The 17,670-nt window shown below is 71.4% G+C and carries 19 protein-coding genes and 1 pseudogene; 12 read left to right on the top strand and 8 right to left on the bottom strand.

The genetic code is table 11. From position 1 onward, the window contains the following. Positions 1-361: 361 nt before the first annotated feature. Positions 362-1,831 (top strand): S1 family peptidase, encoded by a 1,470-nt coding sequence (locus M5362_RS32780; protein ID WP_260231607.1) that lies wholly within the window; start codon positions 362-364, stop codon positions 1,829-1,831. Positions 1,832-2,132: 301 nt separating this feature from the next. Then, positions 2,133-2,927, top strand: a complete 795-nt coding sequence (locus M5362_RS32775; protein ID WP_260231606.1) for an SDR family NAD(P)-dependent oxidoreductase — start codon at positions 2,133-2,135, stop codon at positions 2,925-2,927. 94 nt (positions 2,928-3,021) lie between these two features. On the opposite strand, the gene M5362_RS32770 is transcribed toward M5362_RS32775, so the two are convergent. The 3 genes from M5362_RS32770 to M5362_RS32760 all read right to left on the bottom strand — a co-directional run bounded on the left by M5362_RS32770 (position 3,022) and on the right by M5362_RS32760 (position 6,533). Beyond that, on the bottom strand, positions 3,022-3,606 hold the full coding sequence (locus M5362_RS32770; RefSeq protein ID WP_260231605.1) for an HPP family protein: 585 nt from the start codon (positions 3,604-3,606) through the stop codon (positions 3,022-3,024). 336 nt (positions 3,607-3,942) lie between these two features. After that, the gene (locus tag M5362_RS32765) at positions 3,943-4,824 is read right to left on the bottom strand and encodes a diacylglycerol kinase family protein (RefSeq protein ID WP_260231604.1); all 882 of its coding nucleotides are present in this window, start codon (positions 4,822-4,824) and stop codon (positions 3,943-3,945) included. A gap of 113 nt (positions 4,825-4,937) precedes the next feature. Further along, positions 4,938-6,533 (bottom strand): FAD-binding oxidoreductase, encoded by a 1,596-nt coding sequence (locus M5362_RS32760; protein WP_260231603.1) that lies wholly within the window; start codon positions 6,531-6,533, stop codon positions 4,938-4,940. 74 nt (positions 6,534-6,607) lie between these two features. On the opposite strand from M5362_RS32760, the gene M5362_RS32755 reads away from it, so the two are divergent. The 5 genes from M5362_RS32755 to M5362_RS32735 all read left to right on the top strand — a co-directional run bounded on the left by M5362_RS32755 (position 6,608) and on the right by M5362_RS32735 (position 10,361). Then, positions 6,608-7,207 (top strand): TetR/AcrR family transcriptional regulator, encoded by a 600-nt coding sequence (locus M5362_RS32755; protein WP_260231601.1) that lies wholly within the window; start codon positions 6,608-6,610, stop codon positions 7,205-7,207. 41 nt (positions 7,208-7,248) lie between these two features. Next, the gene (locus tag M5362_RS32750; protein WP_260231608.1) at positions 7,249-8,799 is read left to right on the top strand and encodes a glycerol-3-phosphate dehydrogenase/oxidase; all 1,551 of its coding nucleotides are present in this window, start codon (positions 7,249-7,251) and stop codon (positions 8,797-8,799) included. A 167-nt stretch (positions 8,800-8,966) separates the two neighbouring features. Next, positions 8,967-9,113, top strand: a complete 147-nt coding sequence (locus M5362_RS32745; RefSeq protein WP_260231600.1) for a hypothetical protein — start codon at positions 8,967-8,969, stop codon at positions 9,111-9,113. Positions 9,114-9,390: 277 nt separating this feature from the next. After that, the gene (locus M5362_RS32740; RefSeq protein ID WP_260231599.1) at positions 9,391-9,828 is read left to right on the top strand and encodes a nitroreductase family deazaflavin-dependent oxidoreductase; all 438 of its coding nucleotides are present in this window, start codon (positions 9,391-9,393) and stop codon (positions 9,826-9,828) included. A 269-nt stretch (positions 9,829-10,097) separates the two neighbouring features. Further along, positions 10,098-10,361, top strand: a complete 264-nt coding sequence (locus tag M5362_RS32735) for a UBP-type zinc finger domain-containing protein (RefSeq protein ID WP_261366798.1) — start codon at positions 10,098-10,100, stop codon at positions 10,359-10,361. A 73-nt stretch (positions 10,362-10,434) separates the two neighbouring features. On the opposite strand, the gene M5362_RS32730 is transcribed toward M5362_RS32735, so the two are convergent. Further along, entirely contained in the window at positions 10,435-10,824 is a 390-nt protein-coding gene (locus M5362_RS32730) for a VOC family protein (protein ID WP_260231597.1), read from the bottom strand. A 158-nt stretch (positions 10,825-10,982) separates the two neighbouring features. After that, complete coding sequence (locus tag M5362_RS32725) at positions 10,983-11,486, bottom strand: metallophosphoesterase (protein ID WP_260231596.1); 504 nt, start codon at positions 11,484-11,486, stop codon at positions 10,983-10,985. Positions 11,487-11,738: 252 nt separating this feature from the next. On the opposite strand from M5362_RS32725, the gene M5362_RS32720 reads away from it, so the two are divergent. Beyond that, positions 11,739-12,089: a PRC-barrel domain containing protein gene (locus M5362_RS32720; protein ID WP_260231595.1), complete on the top strand. Its 351-nt coding sequence runs from the start codon at positions 11,739-11,741 to the stop codon at positions 12,087-12,089. Positions 12,090-12,340: 251 nt separating this feature from the next. Here the strand turns inward: M5362_RS32720 and M5362_RS32715 are convergent, their stop codons facing one another. Beyond that, a complete protein-coding gene (locus tag M5362_RS32715; RefSeq protein WP_260231594.1) occupies positions 12,341-12,925 on the bottom strand; it encodes a DinB family protein in 585 nt (194 codons plus the stop codon). Positions 12,926-13,089: 164 nt separating this feature from the next. Between M5362_RS32715 and M5362_RS32710 the strand changes: the two genes are divergently transcribed. Then, positions 13,090-13,491 (top strand): SMI1/KNR4 family protein, encoded by a 402-nt coding sequence (locus M5362_RS32710; RefSeq protein WP_260231593.1) that lies wholly within the window; start codon positions 13,090-13,092, stop codon positions 13,489-13,491. Between the two features lie 86 nt (positions 13,492-13,577). On the opposite strand, the gene M5362_RS32705 is transcribed toward M5362_RS32710, so the two are convergent. Next, complete coding sequence (locus M5362_RS32705) at positions 13,578-13,787, bottom strand: hypothetical protein (RefSeq protein WP_260231592.1); 210 nt, start codon at positions 13,785-13,787, stop codon at positions 13,578-13,580. Positions 13,788-14,265: 478 nt separating this feature from the next. Between M5362_RS32705 and M5362_RS32700 the strand changes: the two genes are divergently transcribed. Then, entirely contained in the window at positions 14,266-14,565 is a 300-nt protein-coding gene (locus M5362_RS32700; protein ID WP_260231591.1) for a hypothetical protein, read from the top strand. Between the two features lie 978 nt (positions 14,566-15,543). Here the strand turns inward: M5362_RS32700 and M5362_RS33245 are convergent. Next, the gene (locus M5362_RS33245; RefSeq protein ID WP_260231590.1) at positions 15,544-15,981 is read right to left on the bottom strand and encodes a hypothetical protein; all 438 of its coding nucleotides are present in this window, start codon (positions 15,979-15,981) and stop codon (positions 15,544-15,546) included. Between the two features lie 164 nt (positions 15,982-16,145). On the opposite strand from M5362_RS33245, the gene M5362_RS32690 reads away from it, so the two are divergent. Then, positions 16,146-16,715, top strand: coding sequence for a hypothetical protein (locus M5362_RS32690; protein ID WP_260231589.1), 570 nt, complete (start codon positions 16,146-16,148; stop codon positions 16,713-16,715). 42 nt (positions 16,716-16,757) lie between these two features. Further along, positions 16,758-17,590 (top strand): annotated as a pseudogene (locus tag M5362_RS32685) (transposase). Positions 17,591-17,670: the final 80 nt, after the last annotated feature.

Here is a 17,670-nt window from a genome sequence, read left to right as displayed (position 1 = left end):
CCTAGGACCTACCCGGCCGATCATGTTCGCTGTGGGAGTGGATCTGTCCTGAGCGCCTGGGGAGGAGTTGCCCCGTGGAGCGAGATGGGCGGCTGGTTGCAGGACTTGGTGGCCGCTGTGCCGAAGGCGCGGTCGGTCGGAGCGGGCCGTACGCCACCTTCCCCTCCGAGTCGTCTCCCCTCCGACCTCTCCGTCGACACTCGACTGCGCTACCAGAACCGGCAGTTGCCGCTCGTACTGAACATGCGCGACCCCTGACACGTAGAGCACCTTGAGCACGTAGAGGACGTAGAGACGGGCAGGTCCCGGCTCGCCGGGTCGCGCTGGTGGAAGCAGTGCGGCGGTACGAGAGAGGGGCGGGATGAAGCACGCGCGACGAGGCGTACGGCGTCTGATGCGGCTCGCCGCCGCAGGCGGTCTTGTCTGCGGTTCGCTGATGGTCACGTACGCGATGGCCGGCGAACCGTCAGGAGGCAGCACGCGCACGGCCGGAACGCTGAGAGCGGGCAGCGACGAGGCGCGTGCGGCCGTCGATGTCATCACCCGGCTCGGCGACACCCGGACCGCCGGCAGTTGGACGGGCGCGGACGGGCGGCCCGTGGTCGGGGTCACCGATGCCGACGCGGCCGAGGAGGCGAGGCGTGCGGGCGTCGCGCCCAAGATGGTCCGCTACAGCATGGACCGGCTCCGCGCCGCCACCGAGACCCTCGCGGCCGAGCCCCGGGTGTCGGGCACCGCCTGGGTGACCGACTATTCCGCCAACCGGATCGTCGTACGTGCCGACAGTACGGTCTCCGCCGGCGACTGGTCGCGGCTGTCCGGCGTGGCCGGGGACATCGGAGACGTCGTCAGGATGGAGCGGACGGAAGGCGCGTTCACCACCCGGGTCAACGCGGCCGCCCCCATCTTCACGGACGGCGGCCGGTGCACGGCCGGCTTCAACGTCACCGACGGTCGTGACGTCTTCATCCTGACCGCCGGACACTGCGGCGCCGCAGGCACCGACTGGTTCCGGAACCCGGACGACACCCGTCCACTCGGCACCACCGTCACCGCCGACTTCCCGGGCAGCGACTTCGCCCTCGTACGCTACGCGGACGGCGAGACGCTCAACGGCGCGGACGTGGTGACCCTCGGGGGGAGGCGTGGCGTCCGGATCATCGGTGCGACCGAGCCCGTCGTCGGCCAACAGGTCTTCCGCAGCGGCAGCACCACCGGCTTCCGGACTGGCCGGATCACCGCGCTCAACGCCACCGTCAATTACCCCGAGGGCACCGTCACCGGGCTGATCGAGACCACGGTCTGCGCGGAACGCGGCGACAGCGGCGGGCCCCTGTTCTCCCGGGGGCTCGCCCTCGGAGTGACGTCCGGCGGCAACGGTGACTGTACGACCGGCGGCCTCACCTACTTCCAGCCGGCGGTGAAGGCGATGCAGACCCTCGGGGTCAGACTGGTCGACCCGTCCACTGACCCCGAAGAGGCCGGACAAGGCGGGCAGGCTGGTCAGGATCAGAGTGCCGACCGGCCCTCCCCTACGGCCTCCGGCCCCTCCGGGGGCCCCGCCACGGACTCCCCCTCCCCCCAGCCCGGCACATCGGCCGGCGCCCAGGCCGGTCCGCCGGCCGCGGCGGCCGGAACGGGCGGCACCGCGAACGGATCGGGTACGGGCATCATCTCCGGGATCGCGGACGACTTCGGGCCGCTCGGGGGCGTGGCGCCCGGCCTCGCCGTCGTCGCGGCGAGCCTCGTACTGCTGTTGATCAGCCGCTGGATCGAGGCACGGCAGGGCAGGCGCAACTACCAGGATCACTACTCCCAGACGTGGGCCTGAGAGGTACGGCCGGCTGCGGGCGATCCTCTCGCGTCCGGCGTCTACCTGCACCGGTTCGTATCCCAGCCGCCCGACCGGCATCGGCAGGTCCACCAGCGGCGCGTGTCACAGCCAGCCGGCCCAGCCGAACGTCAGGAGGTAGGCGCGCGCGACCGCGGCCCGCCCGCGGCGCCCGCCAGACGCCGCAGCCCGCCACGGCGTTGCCTGTCCGGGGGCCGGGTGGGGGAACTGCCGTTGGTCCCGGCACGGAGCGGGTAGGGCAATGGTCCCACCCGCACGAGCTGTGAGGACAGGTCCGCTCATGCACATCGATCTGACAGGACGCACCGCACTGGTCACCGGCTCCACCCAGGGGATCGGGGCCGCCATCGCCACCGGCCTCGCGCGGGCCGGGGCGCGGGTCGGTGTCAACGGCAGGACGGCGGAACGGGTGGAGCGGGCCGTGGCCGGCATTCATCGCGATGCCGGGGGCACGGAGCCGGTCCCGGTCGTCGCCGACGTCACCACCGAGGAGGGCGCGCGGCGCGCCGCCGAGGCGCTGCCGCAGGTGGACATCCTGGTGAACAACCTCGGGATCTTCGAGTCCGCCGACCCGCTGGAGATCAGCGACGACGAATGGCGCCGCTACTTCGAGGTGAACGTACTGGCCGCGGTGCGGCTGATCCGCCAGTACCTGCCCGGGATGAGCGAGCGTGGATGGGGCCGTGTCCAGAACATCGCCAGCGACTCGGCCGTCGTCATCCCCGCCGAGATGATCCACTACGGGATGTCGAAGACGGCGCTTCTGTCCGTCACGCGCGGTTTCGCCAAGCAGGCGGCCGGAACCGGTGTCACCGTCAACTCGGTCATCGCGGGCCCGACGCACACCGGCGGCGTGGAGGAGTTCGTGTACGAGCTGGTCGACCGTGACCTGCCGTGGGACGAGGCACAGCGCGCGTTCATGCGGGAGCACCGTCCGCAGTCGTTGTTGCAGAGGCTGATCGAACCTGAGGAGATCGCCAACATGGTCGTCTACCTCGCCTCGGACCAGGCGTCCGCCACCACCGGCGGGGCGCTGCGCGTGGACGGCGGGTACGTCGACTCGATCCTGCCGTAGCCGGATCGAGGGGCGGCGGGCGCCCGCGGGCCGGTGGGCGGGTGGGCCGGTCGACCGGTGGGCGGGTGGGCCGGTCGACCGGTGGGCCGGTGGGTCACCACCAGTAGGCGGGGTACCTCGGGGAGGTCCGTCGGATGCGGGACCCGGCGTACCCCGTCAGCACGAGGAGGACCGTGGAGCCGAAGAGGAGGGGGACGAACCGGGTGGCCTCGGGTGTCTGGAGCACGATGACGACGGCGGTGGCGCAGGCGGCGGCGTGCGGCGTACGGGCGAACGTGGTCAGCGCCAGCGTGAGGCCGGCGGCGACGGCCGCCGTCCACGCGTTGCTGCCCGCGGCGGCGAGGGCCGCGTAGCCCACGGCGGCGCCGAGGAGGTGGCCGACGACCACGCTGCGGGGCTGGGCCAGGGGCAGCGTGGGGGCCGCGTGCACCAGGGCGGCGCTGGCGGCCAGTGGGGGTATCAGCACCGGTTCGTGGAGGACCGCGCCGATTGCGACCAGCGTCAGAAGGACGGCCGTCGCGGCGCTCACGCTGTGGAACGCGGCCACCGGCGTGGGCCTGGCCGGGGCTCGGCCGCCGAACCGGGGCGCGCGGGAAACCTCGACGGCGGCGGGAACGCCCTCGGCGGCAGGGGCGGCGGCGGGGGCGGGCTGGGGACGCGAGGGTGCGTCGGTAGTCATCTGTGCTGTTTCCGTGGCAGGCGGCCGAGGGCCGGGCGGTGGTGGTGGTACGGCGGACGTGCGGACGTCCTGGGGCTCTGTGATCGAACAGCGGGCTCTGTGATCGACAGCCGGCCCGGCCCTGCGCATCGCCCTGGTGCGGCGGCGCGACCTTCCACGACTCTAACCTGCGGGTTTGCGACGGTATGACAGGGGGGCACCCGGTGGCACGGCGACGGGCCGCCCGCTCGGTGAGCGGACGACCCGTGGTCGTCGGAAGGGGACGAGGTACCGCGTCCCGGCCGCGGGTCTGGGGCGGCCGGGACGCGGCCCTTACGTCCCGTGGGGGCAGAGGGGTCAGACCAGGACGTTGAGCGCCCCCGGCTGCACCCGTACGGTCACCGGCAGGGTCGCGTCGACCTCGCCGTCGGCGCCGTACGGAAGCGGACGGTCCGCTTCGATGCGGATCTCCTTGCCACGCAGGATCTCCACCTGGGGGCGGTTCACGTGTGCCCCGGTCTTCAGTTCGTTCATCGTCGCGAAGAAGTGGCGCTTGGGGGCGTCTCCGATGACCACGACGTCCAGAATGCCGTCGTCGAGGCGCGCGCCGGGGGCGACGTTTCTGCCGAAGCCGTAGAAGCCGGAGTTCGCCGCGACCACGGTGTAGCCGGCGCGCTCGTGCAGCACGCCGTCGACCGTGATCCGGTACGTGGCCGTTCGCCACGCGAGGACGGCCCGCAGGCCGCCCGCGTAGTACGACGCGGCGCCGCGCAGCAGGCGTGAGTTGTTGGCGTGCCGGTTGGCCACCGCGTCGACGCCGGCGTACACGCTCCCGAGGACGGATGTCCGCGCGTGGGCGGCGGATTCCACCTCGATCGTGTCGACCGCGCGCACCTCCCCTTCGAGCAGCACCCGGGCGAGCCCCGGGGCGTCGGTGGGCAGCTCCAGCGCGCGGGCGAAGTCGTTGCCGCGGCCCGCGGGAACCAGGCCGAACACCGTGTCCGTACCGCTGAGCGCGCCACCGACGCAGCCGGCCATCCCGTCACCGCCGACCGCGAGCACGACGTGCCCCTGCGCTCCCGCCTTGCGGGCGAGTTCCTGCGCGTGTTCCAGACTGCGGCTGTACACGGTGTCGAGCCGCGCGCCTGCTTCCCGCAGCAGCCGGGCCAGCGGGAGCAGGGCCGCCGTCCCGCTGGATCCCCCTGCGGTGGGGTTGACGACGGCTGTGAACTGTCGCATGGATCAGGCCTCCGGACGGGAGAAGACGGGAGAGGACGGGAGAGGGCGAGACAAGGCGGGACAAGGCGGGACAAGGGGTCGACGGGCGGGCGGGTTCCGGTGGGTGGGCGTGATCAGCGGACGGGGATGAGGACGCCGGGGCTGAGGACGCCGGACGGGTCGACCTCGGTCTTGACCGCCTGGAGCATGCGGACTCCCAGGGGACCGATCTCGCGGGCGTACCAGTCGCGGTGGTCGGTGCCGACTCCGTGGTGGTGGCTGATGGTGCCGCCCGCCGCCAGGATCGCGTCGTTCGCGGCCTGCTTCACGGGGGCCCAGTGGGCGACCGCGTCCTCGCCCTGCGCCGAGACGACGGTGAAGTACAGCGAGGCACCGTTCTCGTACGTGTGGGAGATGTGGCACATGACGAGCGGCGGGGTGCCGGCCTCGGTGAGGGTGCCGGTCAGCGCGTCGCGCACCCCCGCGTACAGCTCGGGCAGTGTGGACCAGAACCCGGCGGTCTCCAGCGTCTCGGCGAAGGCGCCGGCGTCGAGCAGGGCGTCGCGCAGGTACGGGGCGTTGTAGCGGCCGTGCTCCCAGCGGTCGCCCGGTTCCTCGCCGACGTACTCGCCGCCGCAGGCGAGCAGGATCTCGCGGGCGGCGGCGCGGCGGGCCGCCGTGTCCTCCTCGGTGCCCTCGTAGCCGGCGATCGCCATGCAGCCGGAGCTCGGCGGGGTGTCGGCGGCGCCGATCGCGTCGGGCTGCGCGAGTCCGACGAAGGTCTCGGTCTCGTCCGACAGCCGCAGCACGGTGGGGCGCGGGCCGTCCTGTGCGAGGCGGCGCAGGGCGGTGGCTCCGGCTTCGAAGGAGGCGAAGCGCCAGCCTTCGTAGACGCGTTTCTGCGGCAGGGGGCGGATGCGGACGGTCACGGCGGTGATGACTCCGAGGGCGCCTTCGGAGCCGAGGATCAGCTGGCGCAGGTCGGGTCCGGCGGCCGAGCGGGGGGCGCGCCCGGTCTCCAGCGTGCCCTCCGGGGTGGCGACGGTGAGGGCGAGGACCATCTCGTCGAAGCGGCCGTATCCGGCGGAGGCCTGGCCGCTGGAACGGGCCGCGGCGAAGCCGCCGACGGACGCCCATTCGAACGACTGCGGGAAGTGGCCGAGGGTCCAGCCCTTCTCGTTCAGCAGCGCCTCGACCTGGGGTCCGCGCAGGCCGGGCTGGAGGGTCGCGGTGCGGGACACCTCGTCGACGGCGAGGAGCTGGTCGAGTCGGCGCAGGTCGAGGGCGACGAACGGCCGCTTCGTCTCGGGTGCGAGGCCGCCGACGACGGACGTGCCGCCGCCGAACGGGACGACGGGCAGGCCGTGGGCGGCGCAGGCGCGGAGAACGGCGAGCACCTCGTCGTGGCCGGCCGGGAGTACGACGGCGGCCGGGATGTCGTCGACCTCGCCGGCCCGGATGCGCAGCAGGTCGGGGGTGGACTTGCCGCGGGTGTGCCGGATGCGGCTCTCGGCGTCGTCGCGCAGCGCGTCGGGGGCCGCGAGCGCCGCCGTGAGCGCGGCGCGCGCCTCGTGGGTCAGCGTCGGGGCGGGGAGCTCGATGCCGTCGAGGGTCGACGGGCCGCTCTCGCGAGGGGTGACGCCGAGCAGGTCACGCAGCAGGCCGGTCACCGCGTCGGGCAGGGGGGCCGCCTTGGCCGGGTCGCCCCAGCCGCTCCACAACATGTCCACTTCGAGAAGTTCCTCTCGGTCTGATTCACGGACGGTGCTGCCGCTCGGCCCGTACTGGCATTACACTGTGACAGATGACGCCCATTCGTCACAACCACTCGGACGCAGATCCCGTGCTGGACGCCGCACGCGACTGTGTGCTCGCCGTCGGAGTACGGCGCACGACCCTCACCGACGTCGCCCGGCGCGCCGGCGTGTCCCGCATGACGCTGTACCGGCGATGGCCCGACGTGCGCAGCCTCGTCGGCGACCTGATGACCCGTGAGTGGATCGCCGTCGCCGCCGACGCCATGCCGGCCGAGGCCGACAGCCGGCCCGTGCGCTCGCGGATGGTGGACGGGCTCGTCGCGGGCGCCGCGGCGTTCCGCGCCCACCCGCTCTTCCACAAGATCCTCGACGTGGACCCCGAGCTGCTGCTGCCGTACATCCTCGACCGCCGGGGCGCCAGCCAGGAGGCCTTCCTCCGCCTCCTCGTCACGGCGCTGGGCGAAGGCCACGCGGACGGTTCGGTGCGCCGCGCCCCCGTCGACCTTCAGGCCCGGTCCCTGCTGCTCGTCGTGCAGTCGTTCACGCTCTCGCTGCGCACCATGACCGACGAGACCGATCCCGAACTGAGCGAAGCCGCCTTCCTCGACGAGCTGCGCACCCTGCTGGAGAGGACCCTCACCCCGTGACGACGCCCCCCACCCCCCTGAGCCACCCGGGAAGCTCCTCGCTGCCCGGCCCCTCCCTTCCCGGCTCCTCGCTCAACGCCGAGCGAAGGACCCGCGAACTCGCCGAGCTCGCCGACGGCACCGAGGTCGACGTCCTGGTCGTCGGCCTCGGCGCCACCGGAGCCGGAGCCGCCCTCGACGCGGCCACCCGCGGGCTCACCGTCGCCGCGATCGACGCCCACGACCTCGCGTTCGGCACCTCGCGCTGGAGCTCCAAGCTCATCCACGGCGGCCTGCGCTACCTCGCCACCGGACAGCTCGACGTCGCCCACGAGAGCGCCGTCGAACGCGGCATCCTCATGGAACGGACCGCTCCCCACCTGGTCCGCGCCCAGCCCTTCGTCCTGCCCCTCACCCCGCTCGTCAGCCGCGGCCAGGCCGCCCTCGCCCGCGCCGGCTTCCTCGCGGGCGACCTGCTGCGCGCCTCCGCCCGTACGGCACGCACCACGCTGCCCGCGCCGCGTACCCTCTCCGCCGTCGAGACGCGCCACCTCGCCCCGGCCCTGCGCCCCACCGGGCTGCGCGGCGGACTGCTCTCCTGGGACGGCCAACTCACCGACGACGCCCGGCTGGTCACGGCGATCGCCCGGACGGCGGCCGCGCACGGCGCCCGGATCCTCACCCGTACCCGCGCCCTCGAACTCACCGGCGACGGCGCCCGGGTCCGGGACGAGACGACCGGCGAGGAGCTGCGCATCCGCGCCCGGGTCGTCGTCAACGCGGCCGGGGTGTGGGCGGGCGGACTCGTCGACGACGTACGGCTGCGGCCCTCGCGCGGCACCCACCTCGTCCTGCGCGACGTGGACCTCGGCCGGCTCTCCGCGGGCTTGCACATCCCGATCCCCGGCGAGACCAACCGGTTCGTCCTCGTGCTCCCCCAGCAGGACGGCCGCGTGTACGTCGGACTCACCGACGAACCCGTCGACGGCGACGTCCCCGACGTGCCGGAGGTCCCCGAGACCGACATCGGCTTCCTCCTCGACGTTCTCGGCTCCGCCCTCGACGTCACCCTCCGCCGCGCGGACGTGGTCGGGGCGTTCGCGGGGCTGCGGCCCCTGCTCGACACCAGCGGGGCGGGAGGCCGGACCGCCGACATCTCGCGCAAGCACGCCGTCCTCACCTCGGCTGACGGCGTCGTCACCGTCGTCGGCGGCAAGCTGACCACCTACCGGCGGATGGCGCAGGACGCCGTCGACGCGGCCGTGTCCGCCCGCGGCCTCACCGCCGGCCCCTGCCGCACCGCCTCCGTCCCCCTCGTGGGCGCCGCCCGGCCGCAGACCCTCGCCGGTCTCGACGTCCCCGCCCGTCTCGTACGCCGTTACGGCACCGAAGCATCCGTCGTACACGGCCTCGGCCTGAAGGACCCGGAACTCGCCCGGCCCATCGTCCCCGGCCACCCCGTCACGCGCGCCGAACTGGTCTGGGCCGTCCGCCACGAGGGCGCGCTGGACACGTCCGACCTCCTCGACCGCCGCACCCGCATCGGACTCGTAGCCGAGGACCGAGAGGCAGCGGAGGAGGCGGCGCTCGGGGTGTTCACGCAGCTGGTGTGAGGCTGGGGGCGGGCGGTGGATTGAGGGAAGGGGGCAGGCGGCTTCTCCTCTCCCCCGACACCTCCGCCCCTACTGAGCCTCGTTCGCCGCTGCGCCGGCGGCCCCGACCGAGCATCGTCGCGACGCCACGGGGTAAGCGGACGGTACTCACGGCCAAAGGAGGCACCATGTCCGGATTCCTCACGCGTATCAAGCAGTTCACCCGCACCCCGCAGGGACAGCGGGCCATCGCATCGGCCCGGCGCGCCGCCGCAGACCCGCGCAAGCGCGCGCAGGCACGCACGCTTCTCGGCCGGTTGCGAGGGCGCCGGTGACGCGGCGGCAGACCCAGGGGCCTAGCGCGGCCCTCGGCGGCAGCCGCAGGGGGCCCGGCGCGGCCCGGCGTACGGCGGCGAGGCTGTCGCGGTGCAGCGGGAGCCGTACAGCGGGACGGGTGATTCGTCGTTCCGCATGCCCCCGAGGGTGACCCGGCACCCCCGCGCCACGCCGGGCGCGCCCTCCCTGGCCGCACGAGCGCGTCCGTGATGGACTGGCGCGGGGCGGCGCGGTCCGCGAGGCCGGGGCGCCGCCGAACGACGAGAAAGGAACGACATGCCACTCGAGGGAACGTACGAGCCGAGTCCGTCGCAGTGGGTGCGGGAACAGGTCGAGCTGTACGAATCGTCAGGCGGCACCCAGGGCACCACGATGCGGGGCCTGCCCGTCGTCCTGGTGACCAACGTCGGCGCGAAGAGCGGCAAGATCCGCAAGACGCCGCTCATGCGGGTGGAGCACGAGGGCGCCTACGCGCTGGTCGCCTCCAACGGCGGTGCCGTGAAGCACCCGGTCTGGTACCACAACCTGGTCGCCCACCCGGAGGTCGAGCTGCGGGACGAGACGCGACAGTGGGACATGAAGGCACGGATCGTGACCGGTGAAGAGCGTCAGACCTGGTGGGAGCGGGCGGTCGCGGCCTTCCCCGACTACGCCGACTACCAGCGCAAGACCGACCGGGAGATCCCCGTCTTCGTCGTCGAGCAGACCGACTGAACCGCTGATCGGCAACATGGGGAGTGGGGGACGCCGGACCGGCGTCCCCCACTCGTCATGTGGCTCCGGCGCATCCGACAGCCGCCACCCGGCCGAAGTAACGGCGAGACCGTGGCGACGGAAGGCAGGGAGCTGTGAGGGAGGGCCGTTCCTTCGAGGGTTCCTTCGACGGCCTACCGGACGAGCCGAGCGGGTCGTCCCACCGGGCCTGGCGGGAGGCACCCGACGGAGGTCGCACGTCGCCACGGCGCTGCACCCACCTCGACGTTCTGGACTCACCGCCCGCTCCCCCGCCCGCCCGCGGGGCCACGTGCGCGGACTGTGTGGCACGGGGCTGGAGCTGGCGGAGGCTGCGATGGTGCGCGACCTGCGGGCACGTGGGGTGCTGCGACAGCTCCCGCGGTGCCCATGCCCACGCCCATCACGCGGAGACCGGCCACCCCGTGGCCGTCTCCATTGCCGCCGACGAGGACTGGGCCTGGTGCTTCGTGGACGAACTCTTTCTGGTGCGGGTGGCGGACGGAGCCCCTTGAGGGAGGCCCCGCCCCCGGTGGCAGCCCGGGGCTGCTCCGTCCGACGGGAAGCCGGGCGAGTGGGGCGCAGGGGTCAGACGGTCCAACCGGTCGCCGCGAGGGTGAAGGAGTGACCGGCCGGATCGCTGAAGAGGCGGGCTTCACGCGGCCCGTCCCCGACATCCGAGTCCAGCGGACGCGCACCGAGCGAGACCACTTCACGTTCGGCCTCGTCGAGGTCGCCAGGGTCCACCAGGATGCGCAGGTGCGCCTGTTGGGAGTCCTCGGGCCGAGGCCAACTCGGCGGCGCATAGCCATGGTCGCGGTGGATGGCGAGGCGGACACCGGATCCGCCCACCACTTCGACCAGGTCGGGATCCTCCCCGATGTGCACCTCGCCTGCGAGCAGTTCGGCGTAGAAGTGCGCGAGAGCCCGCGGCTCGGCGCAGTCGAGTACGAGCATGCTTGTCTTCTTGACGGCCATGGCCTCCGACTACCCTGCTCGGCGAGGCGTATCCCGACTTGCCCGGACCTGGGTCGCGCCTGCCGACGCTCGGCTCCCGGCGACAGGCCCCGCGATCCACGGCGCACCTACGCGTGGCACGGTCGGCCGAGCCGCCCGCCCCCTCCCCGATCGGCTGCTCAGGACCTCGGTGGCAGCTGGTGCAGAGTGAGGTTCTCCAGTACGCCGTCCGAGACGTTCACGGTCATGTACGTACAGAAGGGCTGCCGCCTGCGGTCGGTGGGCGAGCCTGGGTTCAGGAGGCGCAGCCCGCCCGGGGCCGTGGAGTCCCACGGAATGTGGCTGTGCCCGAAGACGAGGACGTCCAGGTCGGGAAGGCGCCGGGCGCAGCGCTGCTCCCGACCCGCGGCGGCGCCAGTCTCGTGCACGACACCGAACCTGAGCCCGCCCAGGTCGGCCCGCGCGACCTCGGGAAGCCTCTGGCGCAGGGCGGGGCCGTCGTTGTTGCCGTACACCCCGACCAGCCGCCGGGCTCTCGACTCCAGCAGGTCCACGGTGGCCTCGTCGGTCCAGTCCCCGGCGTGGACGACGACATCGGCCTCGTCGACGCCCGCGAGAAGGGCCTCGGGCAGCCGCCTGGCGCGGGCGGGCAGGTGGGTGTCGGACATGAGCAACAGCCGCATACCGCAACGATAGGCCGCGCATGACGCCGACGCGGGGCGGCGGCAGCGCGCCGGCTGCCGACGGGACCACTCGTTCAGCGGGCACGCTACGCGACGGCGGCGGCCCGACACCCCTCTGCGATCGCCCGCGCATGCGAGCCGTAGGCATGCGGCCTGCGAGGCGGGGAACGCGAAGTGCGGCGCCGCCTCCACTCCTGACGGAGGAGGCGGCCCACCGATCGAACGCACGAGCACCAGTGAGGGAGCGAGCAGATGACCGACAGGATGTGGGCCTACCGCGACACTTCGGGCCATGCTGCGGGAGCCGTGCTGACGGGGTACAAGGTCGAGGCGCTGGACGGCTCGATCGGCAAGGTGCACAAGCACTCCGACAAGACCGGTTCGGCCTGGATCGTGGTCGACACCGGTGTGTGGATCTTCGGCAAGGAGGTCCTGCTGCCGGCGGGCACCATCACCCGGATCGATCCCGAGGCGCGGGTGATCCATGTCGACCGGACGAAGGAACAGATCAGGAACGCGCCGGAGTTCGTACGTGAGCGCCATCTGGACGACCTTGAGTACCGGCGCATGCTCGCCGGCCACTACGGTGGCCCGCTGGTCTGACCCGGCGCGGGGCGACGCGGCCCGATGGGGGACGGGGGTAGGCCGTCGAAGAAGTACGCCTCGCCCCACGCGGAGTTCGACGGGTCGGCACCGCCGTGGTCCCCGGCGGGACCGGGCGGTGGGTATGTCGCGGATGAGCGGAGCAACGGGACGGCCGGTTCCCAGAGTTCATCAGGAACCAGACACTTCGACGGATCAGCACCCACGACCGCCGTCACGCCGCACGAGCATCAGGTCACGTGAGACAACCTCTAAGCCTTGATCGGTGCGGCCGTCCTCGCGGCCTGCTCGATCTTCGCGCAGTAGGCCGCACGGGCTTCCTCGTCGATCCGCTCCTCGTTTTCGGCCCGCACCCCGGTCCGGCCGTCGAGGCCCTCGCGCAGGATGTCGGCGTGCCCGGCATGCCGGATGGACTCGCCGAGAACATGGACCATGATGGCGAACAGGTTCGTGTTGGGATAAGGCTCCGGCCACCACGGCACGTGGCCGGGGGCGTCGAGGGGAAGCTCGTTGATCGTCGCGTCCGAGTGTTCCCACGTGCGCCGGTAGAACCCGATGATCTGATCGCGGGTCTCGTCCTCGGCCGCCCACAGATCGCTGCCGTCGGAGTCCCGCCACCGGGGCAGCGGTTCCGGGGAAGGGCGGTCGAAGACCTCGCCGAAGTACCTGGCCTCGACGGTGGCCACGTGTTTGACCAGGCCGAGGAGGTTGGTTCCGGTCGCTGTCAAAGGTCGGCGGGCGTCGTACTCGGACAGGCCGTCGAGTTTCCAGAGCAGCGCCTTGCGGTCCCGCCGCAGTCTCCCGTGCAGGTTGCCTTTCGCGAATTCATCGATCATGCGGCATGAGCCTGCCATGGGCTGCTCGTGGTCTCAAGATCCCGTACGTGGCCCGCAACGACTGGCGTAGCCGAGGCCTGGCCGTGCCCGCCGCCCTGACCTGCTTCCTCACCGCAGCACAAGGCGCCCACCGTCACCCGCTCTGCCCTTGATAGAACTGCCTCATGAGTTCGATTGACGACCGGATCGTGCAGGTAGAGGTCCACTTCGGAGTCCGGTTTCCTCAGGACTACCGGGACTTCCTGGGCACTACAGGGAGTCTGAGTCAGTTCGTTCCTCCCGCTGACGACTTTCTGGTGATCGACGCGCTGGACGAACTCATCGGCAACAACGAGGCCGGTGAATTCCAGAAACGCTTCCCCGGCGCCGTCGTCATCGGCGGGGACGGAAGCCGCGAGCTGCTTGCCTACGACTTCCGCCAGGACACCCCACCTCTGGTGACACTCGACGTCTCTGCGGAAGACTGGTCATCGGCCATCCACCAGGCAGCGTCCCTCTCCGCCCTCCTGGAGCATTTCCCCCAAACCGGATGGAACTGGGACGAAACTAATCCCTCGCCCTCCTGACCGCGGCCCTCACGGAATGCGGGCCAGAACCCCGCCCTCATCGACAAAGCCTCCTCGTGTGCGACGACACGGTGAACATGGGCGGGTCACTCGCAGTCGGGGCAGGTGGCCAGGTGGGTCGCGTGCAGGGACTTGAGCAGGGCCAGGTTGGCCTCGGTGATGCGATGGGAGTACGAGGCGAGGGACGTGAGCGGAATGTGTTCGCCGCTCTTGAGGACGAGCCCAGGTGCGCCGGTCCGGACTGCACCCAGGCGCTGAGTGTCGGTGTCGACCTCGCGGAGAGCGCACCACGGCACGTTCTTCGAGCGACCGACCTGCGATCGGTGATGCCCTTGGTATCGATCCGGAGCCCCAGAATGACGCCTCGGAAGACCACCCAGGCGCCGAGCACGAGGACAGAGGCGTTGATCAAGGTGCTGGCCGGGTCGGTTGCCCAGCGAAGCCCGTTGCGCCCGCCACAGCGAACAGGCTCCCCACCAAGATCAACACGACTCGCTGGCCCACGCCTCCAAGGGTTTGGGCAGGTATCGGACGTGGCCCGGTGGGCTTCATGGATGTCCCCCTGGGAAAATGCGATCGTCTGCACAAGTGGTCACGGGGACTGTACTGACCAGGCCCGGCAGGCGGCCTGACTGCCCCTCGACAGTCGCGCGGTGGGTGCACGCGGGGTGAACCCCGTCGATCGCGTAGCGGCGGAACCGTATGTAGACCGTCTGCCAAGGTCCGAACGTTTCTGGCACATTTTCCACCTGCCGTCCGGCGCACAGAAACGGCGTGGCCGACATGCCCGCATATGGCTGCTCTGGCGCTCCTGGGAGCCGGAAGAGGCACAGGACGCTGAAGCGCAAGGCACCCCAGGAGAAGAAGCGGCTGAGCTACGCCAAAGTCCATCGGAACGAATACGGCGAGAACGACAAGAGCTCACGCAAGAACATCCGTCGAAACAAGCGGTTCCCCAACGGTGCCAACCGGCGTCACGCACAGACCGCGCTCGCGGCACTCCTGGGCTCACCCGACGATGTCCGCGCCGACGCTGTCGAGGAGCGCATGAACGGCCGGCGCCCGAAGCGCTGACAGAAGTTCCCCGACGCGCCGCTGGACGATCGCAATCAGACACTCCCGATCCCCCGCCCGCCGACGGCCACCACCCTGGGCCACCACCGCCTCGGGCATCACCCTGCGGAACAACTCGCACAACTCATCCGGCACCAACCGCTCGGCAAGACTCGTCATGCCCAGCACAACGAACTGAACCACCAAATGAAGCGGCGTCTAAGAAGCTCGCGTCGGGTGGTTGCGTGATCCCGGCGGAACGCCGTAGGAACATCGAGGCGATCACCTTCGCCTTCGTACCGCAGGCGAGGAAGGCGCTCGGCGGCACGGTCTGATGCCCCGCCCGCTCACCGACGCGGGCGGGGGCTGTTGTGGCTGATGTTGCTCAGGGGCCGTACGTGTCGCGGCAGAGGGCGACGACGCCCGGGGGGACGACTCCGGAGGGGCCGGCCTGGCGGCAGAGGGACCGCAGGTCGGCGGCAGGGGGTCGCTGAGGGGTGTGCTTCGGGGTCTGTGCGCGGCTCCGCTTCTGCTTCTTCTGCTTCGGAGCTGCGGCCTTGGGCTGTTGCCGGCGAGGGGTGGCGGATCTGCGGGGTTCCGGGGGCGTCTGGGCGGTGCGGTCGTGCGTGCGGGGCGCTCCGGCGTTCCGCTCGTCGTTTCGGTCTGCGGCGTCGTGACCGTCGGGCTCCGTGTCGGCGAGGGTTTCGCGGGGTCGCGCCTGCGTGGGCGCGGGCCATGCGGGCAGCGGGGCGGGCGGTCGTACTGCGGCAGGCGCGAGCCCCGCGGGCTTCCCCGGCGGCGCGGGGTCCGGGGTGGGGGGAACGGCGACGCATCCGGTCGTGATCAGGAGTACGGCGAGGGCCAGCGGGCCACTGCGGCGGGGGTGCATGGGGCCACCGTGCCTGACCTGCGGCGGGGTCGGGAACGTGCCGCGCGAGGGTCCACCGGGACGAGTGAACGCGATGTCAAGGGCGCGCCTCGGGGGGCGCGGGCGAACGGTCAGTCAGCGGTGCGGGTCGCCGAGAGACCCACCGCGGGACAGCCGAATATCGAGGTGAGCGCATGCTGCTGACGCTCGCTCAGGGTGGCGACGAACACCACGACGTCTGCGGCGGCGGCTTCACATGCGGCAGCCACTTCGCGGACCTTTCCATGGCTCAGCAGCGTCCGCGAAGAGAAGGGCAGGGCCATCTTTCCCACTCCCCCGGCCGAGACGCCCCGTCGCTGAACGATCCTCCCGACCACCCGGGCGCCGCGCGCTGTCAGTTCCGCCTCGGCCGAGTCCATCAGCGCGACGAAATCCTTCTCCTTCGCGGAGAAGTAGCCGACGACCAGAACGTCGGCCCCCAGGACCGTGACGCATGGGGCCCGGCGCGGGGCCCGCCTGCGGGCCACGCGCCGCGTGGGGCGGCGGTCGCGCCTTCGGGGGTGATGCACGAGTCCACACTAAGGGCTGTCCCGGAGTCCAGGGCTGGGCTGGGGCCCTACTACCCCAGGGCGGGAAGTGGCGGCTACTGGCCTGGTACTTGCGTTCGGCGCCCGCCCCGGGAAGAGTTTCGCGGACGCCGTTCGGGGCGAAGTCGTGGGGCAGGGGCCGAGAGATGTGTGTGATAGATGCGGCGGTCAAAGAGGCTGCCGTTGCCCGGTTCCTCCGCGAATATCCGCAGATGGAGCGAGCTGTATGCGACCACCCCGCGCTGCTGGGCTGTGCTGATGTCGACTGGTCGCGGATTCCCGGGTGCCCTGCCGGGATCCCGGTCCTGCTCCGCGGTCTCCTGGATGAGGTAGCCGGCCCTGCGGCTCTGCCCGTGCTGGAGAACGTCCTGATGAACAGCGTCTTCCACGTGAGCGCCGTGATGCCGGCCGTCCTGCCCTTCCTGATCCGCCTGGCAGCTGTCCCTGACATCGCGGTGCGGTCCGACCTGGTAGAACTCTTGGTCGTCGCCGCGGAGCTGTCTCTACCCGTAGACGCCGACGATGAGCGCCAGGTGCTGCTGTTCGGGAAGGACTCCGATCACGCGGAACGCGAGTGGTGCAGGGCCGCCTTCGCCGCACACGCTTCTGACCTGCGCGCGTTGCTGGAGGAGGGGACCCTTCCGGACGGACTGATCAGCGTGGACGACCGCGAGTGCCTGCTCAGGGCTGTGGAACCGCAGCGAGGTCCATCCTGACTGCACGCAGGCCGGCACTGCGGCCCGTGAAAAGATCTTGCGGTGTCTGGTGTGATTACGGCGTCGGAGCCTTGCTGGATAGCCCCGTTCACTGGGCTGAGCCCCCGCTGTTTTGGCCCGTTGGTAACACAGCTGCGGTGTGAAGGAGCTGACGCGGTCCGCAGAGGTCGACCGTGGAGCCTGCCGCTGGAGGACCGGGTACTGCTGGTCACGGCCTACTGACGCACCAACTTGACGCTACGCAGCTCGCACCACTGTTCGGCGTCTCGAACTCCGCGGCCGACCGCATCATCAGCCACCTCGGCCCCCTGCTCGCGCTCAAGCCCCGCAGACGGTTCCGCAAGGACACCGTGCTTATCGTGGACGGCACGCTGGTCCCCACCCGCGACCACACGGTCGCCGAGCAGTCGAAGAACGCCGATACTCCACCAACCACCAGGTCGTCATCGACGCCGACACTCGACGCGTCGTCGTGGTCGGGCGACCGCTGCCTGGCAACCGCAACGACTGCAGGCGTGGGCAATGTCCGGAGCCAAGGATGCCGTCGGCAGGACCACCGTGATCGCCGACGGCGGCTACCGGGGCACCGGCCTGGTCATCCCGCACCGCCGCGAGCGCGGACAAGGCGAGATGCTTGCCTGGAAGGAAGAGCACAACACCTCCCACCCCCGGTTCGCGCCCGTGTCGAGCACGCCTTCGCCCGTATGAAGACCTGGAAGATCCTCCGTGACTGCCGATTGAGGGGCGACGGCGTTCATCACACGATGAGCAGAATCGCTCACCTGTACAACCTTGCACTCGGCCGTCGGCAAGCAGAACGGCCAGCAGCCGACCAGGCCCCACTGACTCGAAGATCTTTACGGGACAGGACTTAGGTGCGCTGTCACCTGCGGCGAAAGGGTTTTCCGCAGGGGAGGGAGGCGACGGCGGTGGGGGCAGGGCCGACCGAGATCGG

It is taken from the genome of Streptomyces sp. Je 1-79, assembly GCF_025195125.1.
In the GTDB taxonomy this organism is placed as follows: Bacteria; Actinomycetota; Actinomycetes; order Streptomycetales; family Streptomycetaceae; genus Streptomyces.
This window is presented reverse-complemented; position numbering and strand designations above follow the sequence as displayed.

Coding starts and splice junctions, on each gene's coding strand:
- M5362_RS32725 (WP_260231596.1), bottom strand. CDS start 11,486: ATGCGGCTGTTGCTCATGTCCGACACCCACCTGCCCGCCCGCGCCAGG.
- M5362_RS32775 (WP_260231606.1), top strand. CDS start 2,133: ATGCACATCGATCTGACAGGACGCACCGCACTGGTCACCGGCTCCACC.
- M5362_RS32780 (WP_260231607.1), top strand. CDS start 362: ATGAAGCACGCGCGACGAGGCGTACGGCGTCTGATGCGGCTCGCCGCC.
- M5362_RS32715 (WP_260231594.1), bottom strand. CDS start 12,925: ATGATCGATGAATTCGCGAAAGGCAACCTGCACGGGAGACTGCGGCGG.
- M5362_RS32720 (WP_260231595.1), top strand. CDS start 11,739: ATGACCGACAGGATGTGGGCCTACCGCGACACTTCGGGCCATGCTGCG.
- M5362_RS32730 (WP_260231597.1), bottom strand. CDS start 10,824: ATGGCCGTCAAGAAGACAAGCATGCTCGTACTCGACTGCGCCGAGCCG.
- M5362_RS32770 (WP_260231605.1), bottom strand. CDS start 3,606: ATGACTACCGACGCACCCTCGCGTCCCCAGCCCGCCCCCGCCGCCGCC.
- M5362_RS32755 (WP_260231601.1), top strand. CDS start 6,608: ATGACGCCCATTCGTCACAACCACTCGGACGCAGATCCCGTGCTGGAC.
- M5362_RS32745 (WP_260231600.1), top strand. CDS start 8,967: ATGTCCGGATTCCTCACGCGTATCAAGCAGTTCACCCGCACCCCGCAG.
- M5362_RS32740 (WP_260231599.1), top strand. CDS start 9,391: ATGCCACTCGAGGGAACGTACGAGCCGAGTCCGTCGCAGTGGGTGCGG.
- M5362_RS32690 (WP_260231589.1), top strand. CDS start 16,146: ATGTGTGTGATAGATGCGGCGGTCAAAGAGGCTGCCGTTGCCCGGTTC.
- M5362_RS32765 (WP_260231604.1), bottom strand. CDS start 4,824: ATGCGACAGTTCACAGCCGTCGTCAACCCCACCGCAGGGGGATCCAGC.
- M5362_RS32710 (WP_260231593.1), top strand. CDS start 13,090: ATGAGTTCGATTGACGACCGGATCGTGCAGGTAGAGGTCCACTTCGGA.